Source organism: Haloquadratum walsbyi J07HQW2 (assembly GCF_000415985.1).
GTDB lineage: Archaea > Halobacteriota > Halobacteria > Halobacteriales > Haloferacaceae > Haloquadratum > Haloquadratum walsbyi_B.
Genome location: NZ_KE356561.1, coordinates 643,969 through 656,541 on the forward strand (window position 1 = coordinate 643,969; position 12,573 = coordinate 656,541).

At 51.0% G+C, this 12,573-nt stretch carries 12 protein-coding genes; 3 read left to right on the forward strand and 9 right to left on the reverse strand.

Annotated features, from left to right (window positions below; genetic code table 11):
* Window positions 1-37: 37 nt before the first annotated feature.
* Window positions 38-220 carry a hypothetical protein gene (locus J07HQW2_RS02980; RefSeq protein WP_021053832.1) on the reverse strand — a complete coding sequence of 61 codons (183 nt, stop codon included), beginning with the start codon at window positions 218-220 and terminating at the stop codon, window positions 38-40.
* A gap of 240 nt (window positions 221-460) precedes the next feature.
* Between J07HQW2_RS02980 and J07HQW2_RS02985 the strand changes: the two genes are divergently transcribed.
* Both J07HQW2_RS02985 and J07HQW2_RS02990 read left to right on the forward strand, forming a co-directional pair.
* Window positions 461-703 (forward strand): hypothetical protein, encoded by a 243-nt coding sequence (locus tag J07HQW2_RS02985; RefSeq protein ID WP_021053833.1) that lies wholly within the window; start codon window positions 461-463, stop codon window positions 701-703.
* Complete coding sequence (locus J07HQW2_RS02990; protein WP_048075436.1) at window positions 696-1,118, forward strand: hypothetical protein; 423 nt, start codon at window positions 696-698, stop codon at window positions 1,116-1,118. The genes J07HQW2_RS02985 and J07HQW2_RS02990 overlap by 8 nt, the downstream gene beginning before the upstream one ends.
* A 445-nt stretch (window positions 1,119-1,563) precedes the next feature.
* On the opposite strand, the gene J07HQW2_RS02995 is transcribed toward J07HQW2_RS02990, so the two are convergent.
* The 7 genes from J07HQW2_RS02995 to J07HQW2_RS03025 form a co-directional block, all read right to left on the reverse strand.
* Window positions 1,564-2,628 carry a 2-hydroxyacid dehydrogenase gene (locus J07HQW2_RS02995; protein ID WP_021053835.1) on the reverse strand — a complete coding sequence of 355 codons (1,065 nt, stop codon included), beginning with the start codon at window positions 2,626-2,628 and terminating at the stop codon, window positions 1,564-1,566.
* Window positions 2,629-2,937: 309 nt separating this feature from the next.
* Entirely contained in the window at window positions 2,938-3,996 is a 1,059-nt protein-coding gene (locus J07HQW2_RS03000; RefSeq protein WP_021053836.1) for a phosphotransacetylase family protein, read from the reverse strand.
* Window positions 3,996-6,107: an acetate--CoA ligase family protein gene (locus J07HQW2_RS03005; RefSeq protein ID WP_021053837.1), complete on the reverse strand. Its 2,112-nt coding sequence runs from the start codon at window positions 6,105-6,107 to the stop codon at window positions 3,996-3,998. Before J07HQW2_RS03005 ends, J07HQW2_RS03000 begins: the two co-directional genes overlap by 1 nt.
* Window positions 6,108-6,374: 267 nt before the next feature.
* Window positions 6,375-7,157 carry an ABC transporter permease gene (locus tag J07HQW2_RS03010; protein ID WP_021053838.1) on the reverse strand — a complete coding sequence of 261 codons (783 nt, stop codon included), beginning with the start codon at window positions 7,155-7,157 and terminating at the stop codon, window positions 6,375-6,377.
* Window positions 7,123-8,508: an ABC transporter substrate-binding protein gene (locus J07HQW2_RS03015; RefSeq protein ID WP_021053839.1), complete on the reverse strand. Its 1,386-nt coding sequence runs from the start codon at window positions 8,506-8,508 to the stop codon at window positions 7,123-7,125. The genes J07HQW2_RS03010 and J07HQW2_RS03015 overlap by 35 nt, the downstream gene beginning before the upstream one ends.
* Window positions 8,505-9,431, reverse strand: coding sequence for an ABC transporter ATP-binding protein (locus tag J07HQW2_RS03020; protein ID WP_021053840.1), 927 nt, complete (start codon window positions 9,429-9,431; stop codon window positions 8,505-8,507). Before J07HQW2_RS03020 ends, J07HQW2_RS03015 begins: the two co-directional genes overlap by 4 nt.
* A 5-nt stretch (window positions 9,432-9,436) precedes the next feature.
* The gene (locus J07HQW2_RS03025; RefSeq protein WP_021053841.1) at window positions 9,437-10,351 is read right to left on the reverse strand and encodes an ABC transporter substrate-binding protein; all 915 of its coding nucleotides are present in this window, start codon (window positions 10,349-10,351) and stop codon (window positions 9,437-9,439) included.
* A 655-nt stretch (window positions 10,352-11,006) separates the two neighbouring features.
* Between J07HQW2_RS03025 and J07HQW2_RS03030 the strand changes: the two genes are divergently transcribed.
* Complete coding sequence (locus J07HQW2_RS03030) at window positions 11,007-11,501, forward strand: DUF3592 domain-containing protein (RefSeq protein ID WP_021053843.1); 495 nt, start codon at window positions 11,007-11,009, stop codon at window positions 11,499-11,501.
* Window positions 11,502-11,827: 326 nt separating this feature from the next.
* Here J07HQW2_RS03030 and J07HQW2_RS03035 read toward each other — a convergent pair whose 3' ends face one another.
* Entirely contained in the window at window positions 11,828-12,448 is a 621-nt protein-coding gene (locus tag J07HQW2_RS03035; protein WP_021053844.1) for a ZIP family metal transporter, read from the reverse strand.
* Window positions 12,449-12,573: the final 125 nt, after the last annotated feature.

The window sequence follows — 12,573 nt, forward strand, 5'->3', positions numbered from 1 at the left end:
TTGAGAAGGCGTTGAGGTCTCCAGCATTTGCGGGTTTTCATATATGCTTGAGTGAGGCTCCGTCAGGTATCTCACCGATTGCATCCCACACACGGTCGGCTGTCCACCGTGCGACGTTCCAGATTTTCGAGGCAGCATCCCCGAGCGAATGCAGATCATCTCGCACCTGTTGCTGGTTTGTGATATGACCAACGTAGGTACGAGTGACCTTAATCGCCATACATAGTGTGGGGTGTTGTCTTATTTACTGCTACCGATGTGAGAATATCCGGTAGGTGTCTCATAAGTGTTTGCGACAGATTCATGTCGGATTCACGCCCGGCGTGAACGCCGGGATTCTCTCCTTGTTACAGATAGTACCTCACCGAGCTGTTGGGTAACACGCATTCATACAAATCAACAGCTAAACTCTAAGAGCACAAACCTAAGCGTTACAATCCGTTTCCACATATCATAGAATATGAGTTCAATAAAGACTGATCTAATGCTAAACTCAGATGGATTGAATCTATCGGGTGAAGTGGTGTTTTCGTCACCAGCAGATGATTATATGACAGCATCATACGCTAGTGATGGAACAGCATATTCGTTCCAATACGCGCCGGATATATTCGCTCGAATGACAGAGCACGGATACGTGCGGAAGGTGTACACTAAATTATATGAACTGATGGATGATTCACGGGAGAATGCAGATGATTGACTCGCTCCCTAACCGTCCGCTCAAACCTCCTGAGGTGGATGAAGTAGAGGCACTGGTCGACTCAGGAGAGGTCTCACCGTTGACTACAATGAAGGTGTTTCCAGATGACACGCTGGCGCCGTTCGATGAGATCGATGAAGCCGGTGATTTCCTACATGTGTATGAGGCGCTGCGTGTATACAGTCTGATTCATGTAACCGAAGAACACGGCACCACAGTCGCATTCTCTGAAGAAGACGGAGAATGGGTGCAGGCGATTGAAATGACGGCAGAGTATGATACAGATGAACTCGAAAAACGCACACACGAGTTTGTTCAAGAGCACATGAGCTTAGACATTGATACTGATTTTGACCCAGTGCCAGTTACACCAGATTCACCTGATGGAGACGATAATAATGATACTGATGTATAACCCATTGGAGCGTAGGATCTTGCTGCAGTGTGCGAAATGAGTTGATTAATTGAGTACGGATACTCGGGTTCGGCTATTGATGCGAGCATCCTGGGGCTATCTTCACCGTCGATGTGGCTGCGAATTTCAACGAGGATGCATTCGGAGCTCATAGCAAAAAAGCATTTAAGATCTGTGTATTGGCGAGAACGAACAGGTGTGTTAGTGACGATGACGAAACAGACACTCAAACTAGGCGCCGGAGATTTTCAATTAAATGTTGGATTTGCCCTGGAGCTAAAGGAATATTGAGAACTTACAACGATCATGGCGTCGATAGTTCTTCATGTGATATACTCATACAGCGGATGATCTGCCATCCGCATTCTCAGTCACAATAGTAGCGATTAATATGAGTAATTGACACGATGATCAAGTCCATATATACGTCGGATTACCTCCATACTCAGAGCGTGAACTCTGTTAGTGTCTCAGGATTGACAACGTGCATGGGTCGCTCATCATTGACGAGCGCTTCAATATCGTTCACAGTCAGTTCACTGTGCCGCTCGATGACATCTTGTGACGCTGAGGCGATATGTGGTGTTGTAACGACATTTTCCATATCTAGCAGTGGGTCATCTTCGGCGATTGGCTCTTCAGGGTACACATCGAGTGCTGCAGCTTGTATTTCGTCAGTCCTGAGTGCTTCAAGTAATGCGCCGTCTTCGATGAGCGCAGCCCGTGCCGTGTTGACGAAGTATCCATTATCAGGCATTGCCGCGAACTCTGCGGGACCAATCATATTGCGTGACCCTGGTGCAACTGCGGCATGCAGACTGACCACATCACTCTGTTGACATAATGATTGAACATCTGTCACTTTATCGACCTGGAATGGTTCCATCTCGACGTGGTCAACGAACGGGTCATACGCAACTACATCCATCCCAAATCCGTCACCGGCTCGTTTGGCGACCCGCCGTCCAATCCGGCTAAAACCAACAATGCCGATTGTCCGACCGCGAAGCTCTGGTCCCCGAAGCGTTGTGTATGGCGATTCAGAGCCAATTCCCCATGTCACGTCCTCACGCTCTCCACCTGCTGCGGCGTCTTCTTGTGGGGTGCCAGTATCTCTGCCCATCCGTAATCGATGATGAGCTTGTGCAATATTCCTCGTTGCAGCCAACAGTAATCCCATTGTATGGTCAGCAACAGTCTCTGCGTTTCTGCCCGGTGCGTGCAAAACAGGAATTCCGCGATCAGTTGCGGCACTGATATCCACGCTGGCTTCAGGACCACCCCGTGGACAGGCGATTAATTTGAGATCATCGGCAGCATCCATGAGTTCAGCTGGCACACCCTCAAACCCAGAGATAAAGATCTCGACACCGTCCAAGCGTTGTGTCAGTGTGTCCACCGGCATCCGCCCGTCACGGTTCTCAATTGGATCGAATGTAACATCAAATCCTAGTTCTGTTAGTCGCTCAACACCAGATTCAGCAAAGTTTGAAGTGATGAATATGTTCATAGTTGTGTACAATACGCACAATTCATGTTAGTAGTAATAGTACATTAATGCTATCGTTGCTTCCTGCTTTCGCGCAAACGGCTGCCATAGAGTATTTCATGTATAATGCACTGATACTGTTAGGAGCGGTCTTCGGAGCATCTTGATACGGTATTCTAATTGTATAACCACTGACTCTCAGCTAGAGTTGCCTTTCAGTTTCATCCGATTACGACGTGTCAGTTACCCACGAGTAAAGTCGTGGGCTTCCTCCGTGCATCTGTGTGAGTGCAACTCCAGTAGGATCGGTCAATGCTGACGACCAGCCCGTCAGATTACGGCGTCGACGTCGACATGCGCGTCCAGTAACTTCGCCATGCGGTCGACGGTACGGGCATCACTGGTTCGACCACCCTGAATCAAGGACTCGACTCTATCGATTGCGGTTGCAGTATTGGTGTTGACCGCAAGCACAGCTGTGTCAGCTTCTGCCGCCCGACCAAGCACTGCACCAGATGGTCGGTGTCCCCCGGTAAGAAGGAGGCACTTCACACCTGACGCACCGAGCGCCGCGGTCTGGACATCCGCGCGATCACCGCCAGTGATTACGACCGTGTCGCGGGCACGACGGAAGTACCGGAGCGCTTCATCACCACCCATCGCACCGACAAGGAAGCGCTCAACAAAGACGTCAGTCGAACCCTCAGTGAGAGCGTCTGCGCCAAGTTCGTCAGCAAGCGCTGACACGGTGACGCCTGCAAGCTCTTTCTCGCGAGGGAGCGCTCCGAAGACGGCTACTCCACGGGATTTTAAGAACGGGATCCCGTCCTGACCAAGCGAGTCATAGGCGGCGTCAGCAACCTTGTTGAACACGACACCGGCGAGTCGATCACCGAATGCGTCGGCAGCCGCGAGCACCGCATCGAGGTCTTTAGGCGACTCATACTCGGCAACGAGGATAACCCGGGCGTCCAACAGTTCCGCCACATCCGGGTCAGTTAGCTCAACGACACCGCCGGTTCGCCACTCACCGCCTTCGACGAACACGTGATCGCGTCCATCTGCAAGTGTCTCGAATGAGGTTGCAATCCGATCACGGAGCGCACCGGTGTCTTCTGTGCCGCGGATCACACCCTCGGCGAATGTGGGCGAGTAGACAACCGGCTCCATTTGATGCATCTCGGCGTCCAAGCCGAGCATCTCACGAGCGAGCATCGGATCTTGGTCAAGTGTCTTACCGACATTCGACTGAAGCCGGGTGCCTTTCGGTTTCATATAGCCAACATCCTGATCGCCGGCTGTGGCGAGTCGTGCGAACGCCAGGGTGATTGCAGTCTTTCCAACGCTTTCTCCGGTCGCGGTAATGAGTGTCGTAGTTGTGTCTGTCATTAATCAAGGATCTCCGGGTCAACGGTTAATCTGACGTCGACAGCGGCGGCGTTCGCCTCACCATCGGCGTCGGGCAGTGCAACGAGTGGGTTGATATCGAGTTCGACGATCGCAGGGAAGTCCGTGACGAGTTGTGAAAGTCGACCGATTGTGTCAACGATGGCGTCGACATCGACTGGGTCACGACCGCGAGCACCGCGCAGGAGAGGTGCAGACTGTATCTCGCGGGTCATCTCGTGGGCTTCGGGCTCAGAGACGGGCGCAACACGAAACGTTGTGTCTTCCATCACTTCCACGAATATCCCGCCAAGCCCGAACATCAGTAGTGGACCGAACTGCGGGTCACGATTCATGCCAACAATTGTTTCGACGCCGGCATCGAGGTCGACCATCTCTTGAACCTGGACACCGAGGATCGTCGCATTGGGCTGATAGTTGCGCGCCCGAGTTATCAGGGTTTCGTACGTGTCGGCGACGTCTGCGGTCGCTACTCCGACGGCAACCCCACCGATATCAGATTTATGTAGGATATCTGGCGAGACAATCTTCATTACGACATCGCCGTCTACGTCGGCAGCCACTGCAGCTGCACGACTCGGAGAGTCGACGATGGAGCCAGCGGGAGTAGTGATTCCATACGCATCAAGCAGTTCCATCGCCTCAACACCAAGTCGATTATCATCGCGGTCGTGGACAGTCTCAAGCACTTCGCGTGCGCGCTCGCGGTCAACGTCGAACGACATGGGGTCAGCATATTCACGTTGACGGATATCGCGGTATTCCGCAAGCGTTGCAAGACTGTCGATTCCGCGTGCGGGGTCAAAATAACAGGGAATTCCCGCTTTCTGGAGCTTTCGAGTCGGTTCCCGAGTACGATCGCCGCCCATCAAACATGCGGCTACTGGGGCATCTGTTGTCTCGACCGTCTCACGGACTGTGTCCCCAAGAGCATCAAAATCGATTGTGGCTGTCGGCGCCGCCAACACAAGCGCAGCCCCTACATGGTCGTCTGCAAGAGCGATTTCAAGAGCCTTACCAAACCGGTCAACATCAGCGTCGCCGATGACGTCAACCGGATTGTGAATGTTTGCTTCTGCCGGCATCGATTCACGAAGCGCATCCGTCGTCTTGGGGGCAAACGACGCCAGGTTGAGACCAGCGTCGCCGACCGCATCAGTTGCCATGACACCAGGTCCACCGGCGTTAGTGACGATAGCGATGCTGTCGGTGTCTGGAAGCGGTTGACTGCCCAAGATACCCGCCGCATCAAAGAGGTCGTCAACTGACTCCGCCCGAATGACACCGGCTTGATCGAGTCCAGCCTCATAGGCCTTTTCTGAGCCGGCAAGTGTGCCCGTATGTGAGGAGGCAGCCTGTGCACCAGCACTTGTGCGACCGGACTTAACGGCTACAATCGGGGTATCACGCGCCGTCTCACGGGCGGTTTCGATGAACTCCCGTCCGTCAGTAATCCCCTCAAGATAGCCGATTATTACATCTGTTTCCGGGTCACCGCCCCAGTGATCAACGAAGTCGGTTTCATCTAAGACCGCTTTGTTACCGAGTGAAACGACATCTTTGAACCCAACACCGTTGTCATTAGCCCAGTCGAGGACCGCCGTGACGAACGCGCCTGACTGACTCATAAATGAAAGACCACCGGATAATGCATTTTCTGGACCAAAGGTAGCATTCATGCCCGAAGGCGTCGATATAATGCCGAGGCTGTTTGGCCCAACAACGTTGAGATTGTATTCTTCGGCGAGGTCGGCAAGTCGCTGTTCGCGTGCGGCGCCATCTTCGCCAGTCTCGCCAAACCCAGCAGTGATCACAACGACGTTTTGCGTCCCCGCCTCGCCACACGCCTCAATGGCGTCTAACACGATTGATGGCGGCACGACGACAACGGCAATATCCGCATTTGCGTCGTCAATGGAGGTCACACAGGGAGTATCGAGTACCTCGTCATAATTCGGGTTGACCGGGACCGTCTCACCGTCAAAATCCGCGAGCAGATTCGACGTGACGGCCCGACCGACCGCGCCTTCGCGGGTCGTCGCGCCGACGACCGCGACCCGATCCGGGTCGAACAGTTTAGTGAGCGTACCCATCAGAGCGAGATATGTAGAGGGACGTTTTAATATCCATGAATCGTAACGCTCCAAAATAATCAATCGTTAACATCTAAGACGTAGAAATAGAAAATCACGTCGTGTATGTGTGATCTAATTAGGACTTCCGAGATAATTCCATGAGAAGTGCGAGTACTAGTACTAGTACTTTCGTTGATACCGTTGGCTATCTTAATTCCGATGGTAAGTTGTTTGGGTAATATTATGATATTGAATATGACATCTAGAACCCTCAGAAATGGCTCTTCAGGCAGAAGTCCGACGAGTGTGAAGCCACCGGATTCCGAGATCAAGCCAGTAGCCAATGAATCCGATGATTAACATCACCGCGGGAATCTCGGCATACGCAAATCGATCACGGGCGTCTAGGATGTAATAGCCCAGCCCAGAGTTGACCCCAAGCATCTCTGCAGGAACGAGAATGATCCAGAGAATCCCGACGGCTAAGCGCAATCCAGTGAGTATATCAGGGACGACTCCGGGGACGACGATACGCTGGATGATGCTACGCGTGTCGCCGCCTAATGACTCGGCAACAGTGACCCAATCTTCGTCAATCGTGGAGATCCCGTGGGCAGTATTGAGCAATATGGGCCAGACGCCTGCCATGAACATCACAAATACTGACGAACCGGTACCCACGCCGAACACGATGATTGCGATCGGGAACCACGCCAATGGTGAGATCATTCGCATGAACTGCAACAGGACGGTTGCGGCTCGTTCAGCGGGTGTAAAGAATCCAACCAGAATTCCAAGGGGAATTCCAACAGAAACACATAACACCAGCGAAATGCCGAATCGATACAGGCTAATATATATGTGCTCAGCATAGAAAGACTGAGTACTCAACAGTTCCGTCAATACCATGAACGTGTCTGCTGGGTGGAAGTTCGTGATGACCCCACTCGACAGGGTAGTCACAAGATACCAAGCAATGAGCCCCCCACCGAGTCCGGCCAACGGCAGGATTTTTCCGGCTTCTTCACCGACCTCAGAACTGTATTGTCTCTCTTCTTTCGTAGCCATTTTCTTCCTCTACGTCGAACGCCGGCGGACCGCCGGCTCGTTCAAGTGCCGTTTCAACCGGGTCGTACGCAACAAGATCGTCTGCAACAAATTCTGGGGAAATCTCTTCGAGGAATCCCGAATCGCCTTCGACTCGCGTGTCGCGCATCTGGCGAGTCAACTCTTTTGTATATGACGGGTACGGATATGGGTAAAATCCAATTCGGCTACTGTCCCAGTCAGTATTTTGAATTGCTCCAGAGTCGATATACTGATCATGATCGTCGTATAGCGTCAGAGCGCGGTTAATAGGTTCAGGTCCTTGCGGATACAACCCTGTATCGTCGGTCGAAAGGAGAGTTGCTGCGTCTGATCGATGACCGCGGAGCCATTGCTGTGCATCGACGATCCCGCTGACAACATTGGCGGCCCAATCTGGACGCTCATTCACGAGTTGTTCTTTCATTGTGATCACACAGCAGGCGTGTTGCTTCCAGATATCGCCAGTGAAGCGAAGAATCTTACCGTCAGCTTCGAGTTCACCAATTGCGTTGAACGGTTCAGCAACTATATACCCCTCAATAGAGCCGTTTGCGAGCGCAGCAGGCATATCTGGTGGTGGTGTCACAACGAGATTCACCTCGTCGTCAGCCAATTCCTCACCAGAGGTGTTCGTCCGAGGAGTGAGCCCATGCTGTCGAAGCCCCAACTGGAGAACGACATTATGAATCGAATACCAGAATGGGACAGCTATCTTACCGCCCCCAAGATCAGCCCAATCGTCGATATCCGGCTGGACAGTCAGTGCTGACCCGTCAGTGTGATCCCATGCAACAACATTGACGTCGGCACTCAGTTCGTTGCCGTAGCGCATCCACAATGTCATCGGCATAAGGAAGTGTGCGACATTTACCTGATCTGAGAGAAATGCCTCTGCAAGATCAGACCACCCACGAAATAACGTTGGTTCATTTGCCTGAATCCCATGATCAGCGAAATGGTCATTCGCGTATCCTGTCAGAAGTGGCGCGGCGTCAGTGATAGGCAGATATCCGATATCAGCCGTGAGAGTCCCACTATCACCACTACCACCACTACTACTACCAAGGCAGCCGGCAGTCGCCGCAGCACCAGCGGTGAGCCCCGCAAGTCCGGATTCACGCATGAACTCTCGGCGGGAGATACCCTCTGTTCGGGCCTTATCAGATGGATTCTGCCAGCCATCCCCCATCACGAACGCACGGAAATCGTGGTTCGACATCTCATCTGGGACTTCGATCTGATCATGATTGTGTGTATGTCCCGTCACGGAATCGTGGCGGGGAGAACTTGAGGTATCGGTCGTCTCGTCAGGTGTATCATTATCGTTCATTCGTAGTTAGTTCCGAGTAGCTGAAACACATCGCGGCGACGCTCCATTGATTCGTGATTATCGCGGGCTCGTCCCGCATCAGTGACACGTTCGATTCCTTTGACACCTGTTGACTCCTCGCCGAGAACGACAACACGATCACCGAGATACACTGCTTCCTCGATATCGTGAGTCACAAACACCGCGGTCAATCCAAGTTGGTCTATGATCTGTGTGAGTTCATCCTGAAGTTGCATCTTCGTCAGCTCATCAAGCGCGCTGAACGGTTCATCAAGTAACAGAAGTTCTGGGTCGTTCGCAAGCGTTCGAGCCAGGGACACGCGCTGGGCCATTCCACCCGAAAGACTACTGATATCAGCGTCCTCTACCTCAGATAGTCCCACCATGTCAATTAATTCTGAAACATACTGCTGGTCAGGTTCGACTCCGCGCAGTCGCGGTCCGATACTGATGTTTTTTCGCACTGACAACCACGGATACAAGTGTGGATCCTGAAAAACGACGCCACGCCGGTAATCAGGACCGCGGACCGGCTCTCCATGGAATTGTATCTGACCCCCGTCGCGGGACTCAAGTCCCGCAATCATGTGTAGAAGTGTTGTTTTTCCACAGCCGCTCTGTCCGAGAAGACAAACGAAGTCTCCGTCTTCAATCGTCAAATCGAGATCAGAGAACACCTGTGTATCGCCGTAGGATTTATCGAGCGACTCGATTGTCACTGCGGTATCAGTTGGACGTCTCGCGGAGGGTGTCAGCACGGTCTGGTCGGAACCTCGATTTTGGCTATTTGTACTCCCAGTTTGCACTCGGTTCTGGACATGACCCTCATCTCCAGCTTCTGACCCGACGTCAGACGCGGGTGATGATCCGTCAGTAGCAGTTCTGACTCGGTCAAATACAGCTTGAATGCGAGCTCGAATCATAACCCTCAGTCAGATGCTGGTGCTTCTTTTTGATCGCCTTCGATTGTCTCGATATCGTCTTGATCTTCGACGTATCCGGCATCGTCCATCCACTCAGCTGTATTCTCAATCCGCTCTTCGTCGGGAGCACGAACTGGGAGGAAGTTTCGAAGTTCGAATTCCTCGCGAAGCTCATCAATATCGACATCAGCGAACGTTTCAGGATCGTCCTCTGCCTCTGCCTCGAGCAGATCAATGTATTGGTCGCGATAGGTTTCGAGATTGTTGTTGATCTCCTCGACAGCTCGGTTGAGCGCATTCCGGAATGCGGTGACCTGTTCAGGATCGGCTTCTGGCGGTGCCACTAGTGCTGCACGACATGGTCCTTCGTAGACTTCTTCTAATTCGTCATCGTATCGACCCAGCGTCACATATGGTTCGAGAACGCCAATTGAATCAACTTCGCCATTCTTCACTGCCTCGAACCGTTCTTCAGCCGATCCGATATGTTCGAGTACAATCTCATCATCGTCGAACCCCTCTGACTGGAGCATCTCGCGGATTGAGTAAAACGACGTAGCATACTTGTTGATACCGATAGAGCTATTCCGGAGATCCTCTAATGTCGTCGTTCCGGAATCGACTGAGGAGAACAACACGCGATCCCACTCGCTGTAAGAGCCGACAATCTGGCGATCTGTTTCTGATGACTCCTGCACTGCGTTCCACTCACAGACACCATGTGTCTGTCCCTGATTATCGAGATCTTCCCACCAGTCAGCGTCTTTAGCGTTGTCTCCCATCTCTGAGAAGTCCTGTGTGCCAGGCGCAAAGTAATCGAAGTCTGGATCAACATTTTCTTGTTGGAAAAATCCATGTTCCTCGGCGACGTCTTGTACCAGTTTCCATGTGAAATACTCGTGCGCGATATCTACTGACATATTTTTAAACATGCCTGTTAGTGATTAAACGGCGATGGTTGCTGCAACGGTCGCATCCAACTAATACCTCGAGTATGTAACCACTGTTGGTTTCATTTTGATGCTATACAAAAAGTATACACAGATTTGAAGGAATAAATACCGGTGTACTCGGTAATAGGTGTATAAATTGTGGATATTTAATTTCTCAAGAGAACTAACCACTGTTAGTTATTGATCAATGTCATGGTAACCTGCAACTATTACTGGTTCCTGTTGCTGCGTGAATATTTCATAATATTCTCGACCAGTGATCGGTTTCAGACGCTGTGGTGAATGTGGTGCGCGGGTATAAAATCATATTATGATTGAGTAAATAAAGGGGCAGTAATCAGCACAATATCCTCTCTCTCACCTGTAACGAAAATGGCGAACGTACCTATCACGATAGTGACCGTATACAGATTTTAGTAGCTTCTTGATAGAAGGTTTTCCGTGTGCCATACCCTCCAAGAGCGCTGCCAGTCACTCGATCGATACACTGGTGAGCTGACAAATCTACTCGCTCGTTCCCAACATAATTTTTTGAGTCTGAGGAATTATCTGCAGTCACGCGCATCCATCAGAGACGCTTGGTTATTGTCAAATATCGTGTATTTACAGGAGGCTGACATTGATGGACGATGATTCAGGGTTCAACATAGATGGTCCCGACAGCTTGGCAGGGGCAGCACTGTACATCATGATTGGTCTTGCTATCGCCAGTTATGGAGGGTATGACTATATCCAACAAACTGAGGCAGTTCGAGACTCAGTACAAGTTGATGCTACTATCACAGAACTCACTATTGAGACAGATCGCAGGACATCCTCAAATCCGGACACAGAGTACGAACCGACCGTTGAATTCGAATATACATATAGCGGAACAGAATACACTGGCACAAAAATATATCCAGCAGATTTTGAACAAAAGTTTGAAACACGATCAGCCGCCGAGTCCGCAGTCAAAAGTTACGAACAGGGAACAGAAACGACTGCATATATTGAACCAGACGAACCGAATGATGCATTCTTGCGGAATAAAACATCAAACGCTCCACTCGTAGCTATGGGGATCGGCGGAGTATTCACTCTTCTATCAGCAATATCAGCTGTGAGAAAAATTTAATTCGTTTTGCTCGGTCTTAGATGTACTCGCTAACTCTATTGATGCCGGTGGCTGCACGTCATAAATATCAGATTCGGTTCTGACCCGGCAACGGGGATCTCGACTTTTTGATGCATCACTCTCTGACCGCTACGGAACCGTATCAGCTACTCAATTGTCTATCACTTATCACAGAGAGTGATTCGCCATTGTGTGGCTTCTCAATAATCGCTGACAAGAGATTTCACATATATCAGCTTGCTTAGAAATTGTAATCTACATTCTTTCAACGAAATATATTATTCTGAATGGAGACTGAAGTTATCATTTGATCACGGCACTCGATATTACCCGATAATGTCGAGTAAAAATATCGTGAGGAAGCCGACAAAAAACAGCGTTGTCGAAACAGGCGTCTGTGGTACTTTGCCGGCTTTTACCAACAGTTCCTCGGTTACAAGATACAATAATGCCGCTGCACCAAAGGCAAGGACGACTGCAATCGTAGCTTCAGCCGCTCCCTCAAGCGTGAGCACACCAACGGTGACCCCAACAGTCATCAACGCTCCAAACGTCGCCGGCACAGCCATCTTCTGAATGTTCCTCATCTCCTCTGGCAACGCAACGACAGCAGCTACCCCAAGGAATAGTACCTCGATTGCGAGCGCCAGGGCAATGATAACTCCTGTAGTTGTCTCCTCAATAAAAGTGACACCGATAAGCACGCCGTCGATAAGCATGTCGATGGCAATCGTGATGATGAGACCTGCAGCGCCTGCAAAGTTGCCGCCAATATCTCGCTTCTCGATAGCTTTGCTGAGTCGGTGAATGCCAAGCATAGTGACGATACCAATCGCAAATCCGGAGACGACCACTGTTGGTGATTTATTATGAATATCGGGAAGCAACTCAGCCGCGACTGCAGCGAAGACCACGCCGGCGGCTAAATGTTGCACGTTGCTTTCCATTTGGGGATCAGGAGGTCGATAGACAGCGACTACACCACCAACCAGTGCGGCAACAACAGCTAAACTCGTATACGAGAGGGCTTGATCAGTGTTTCAGCCACTATCTTATACATATCCCAATAATA

Excerpts from the sequence above, each read along its gene's own strand:
- J07HQW2_RS02980 (WP_021053832.1), bottom strand. The coding sequence starts at position 220 with ATGGCGATTAAGGTCACTCGTACCTACGTTGGTCATATCACAAACCAG.
- J07HQW2_RS02985 (WP_021053833.1), top strand. The coding sequence starts at position 461 with ATGAGTTCAATAAAGACTGATCTAATGCTAAACTCAGATGGATTGAAT.
- J07HQW2_RS02990 (WP_048075436.1), top strand. The coding sequence starts at position 696 with ATGATTGACTCGCTCCCTAACCGTCCGCTCAAACCTCCTGAGGTGGAT.
- J07HQW2_RS02995 (WP_021053835.1), bottom strand. The coding sequence starts at position 2,628 with ATGAACATATTCATCACTTCAAACTTTGCTGAATCTGGTGTTGAGCGA.
- J07HQW2_RS03000 (WP_021053836.1), bottom strand. The coding sequence starts at position 3,996 with ATGACAGACACAACTACGACACTCATTACCGCGACCGGAGAAAGCGTT.
- J07HQW2_RS03005 (WP_021053837.1), bottom strand. The coding sequence starts at position 6,107 with ATGGGTACGCTCACTAAACTGTTCGACCCGGATCGGGTCGCGGTCGTC.
- J07HQW2_RS03010 (WP_021053838.1), bottom strand. The coding sequence starts at position 7,157 with ATGGCTACGAAAGAAGAGAGACAATACAGTTCTGAGGTCGGTGAAGAA.
- J07HQW2_RS03015 (WP_021053839.1), bottom strand. The coding sequence starts at position 8,508 with ATGAACGATAATGATACACCTGACGAGACGACCGATACCTCAAGTTCT.
- J07HQW2_RS03020 (WP_021053840.1), bottom strand. The coding sequence starts at position 9,431 with ATGATTCGAGCTCGCATTCAAGCTGTATTTGACCGAGTCAGAACTGCT.
- J07HQW2_RS03025 (WP_021053841.1), bottom strand. The coding sequence starts at position 10,351 with ATGTCAGTAGATATCGCGCACGAGTATTTCACATGGAAACTGGTACAA.
- J07HQW2_RS03030 (WP_021053843.1), top strand. The coding sequence starts at position 11,007 with ATGGACGATGATTCAGGGTTCAACATAGATGGTCCCGACAGCTTGGCA.
- J07HQW2_RS03035 (WP_021053844.1), bottom strand. The coding sequence starts at position 12,448 with ATGGAAAGCAACGTGCAACATTTAGCCGCCGGCGTGGTCTTCGCTGCA.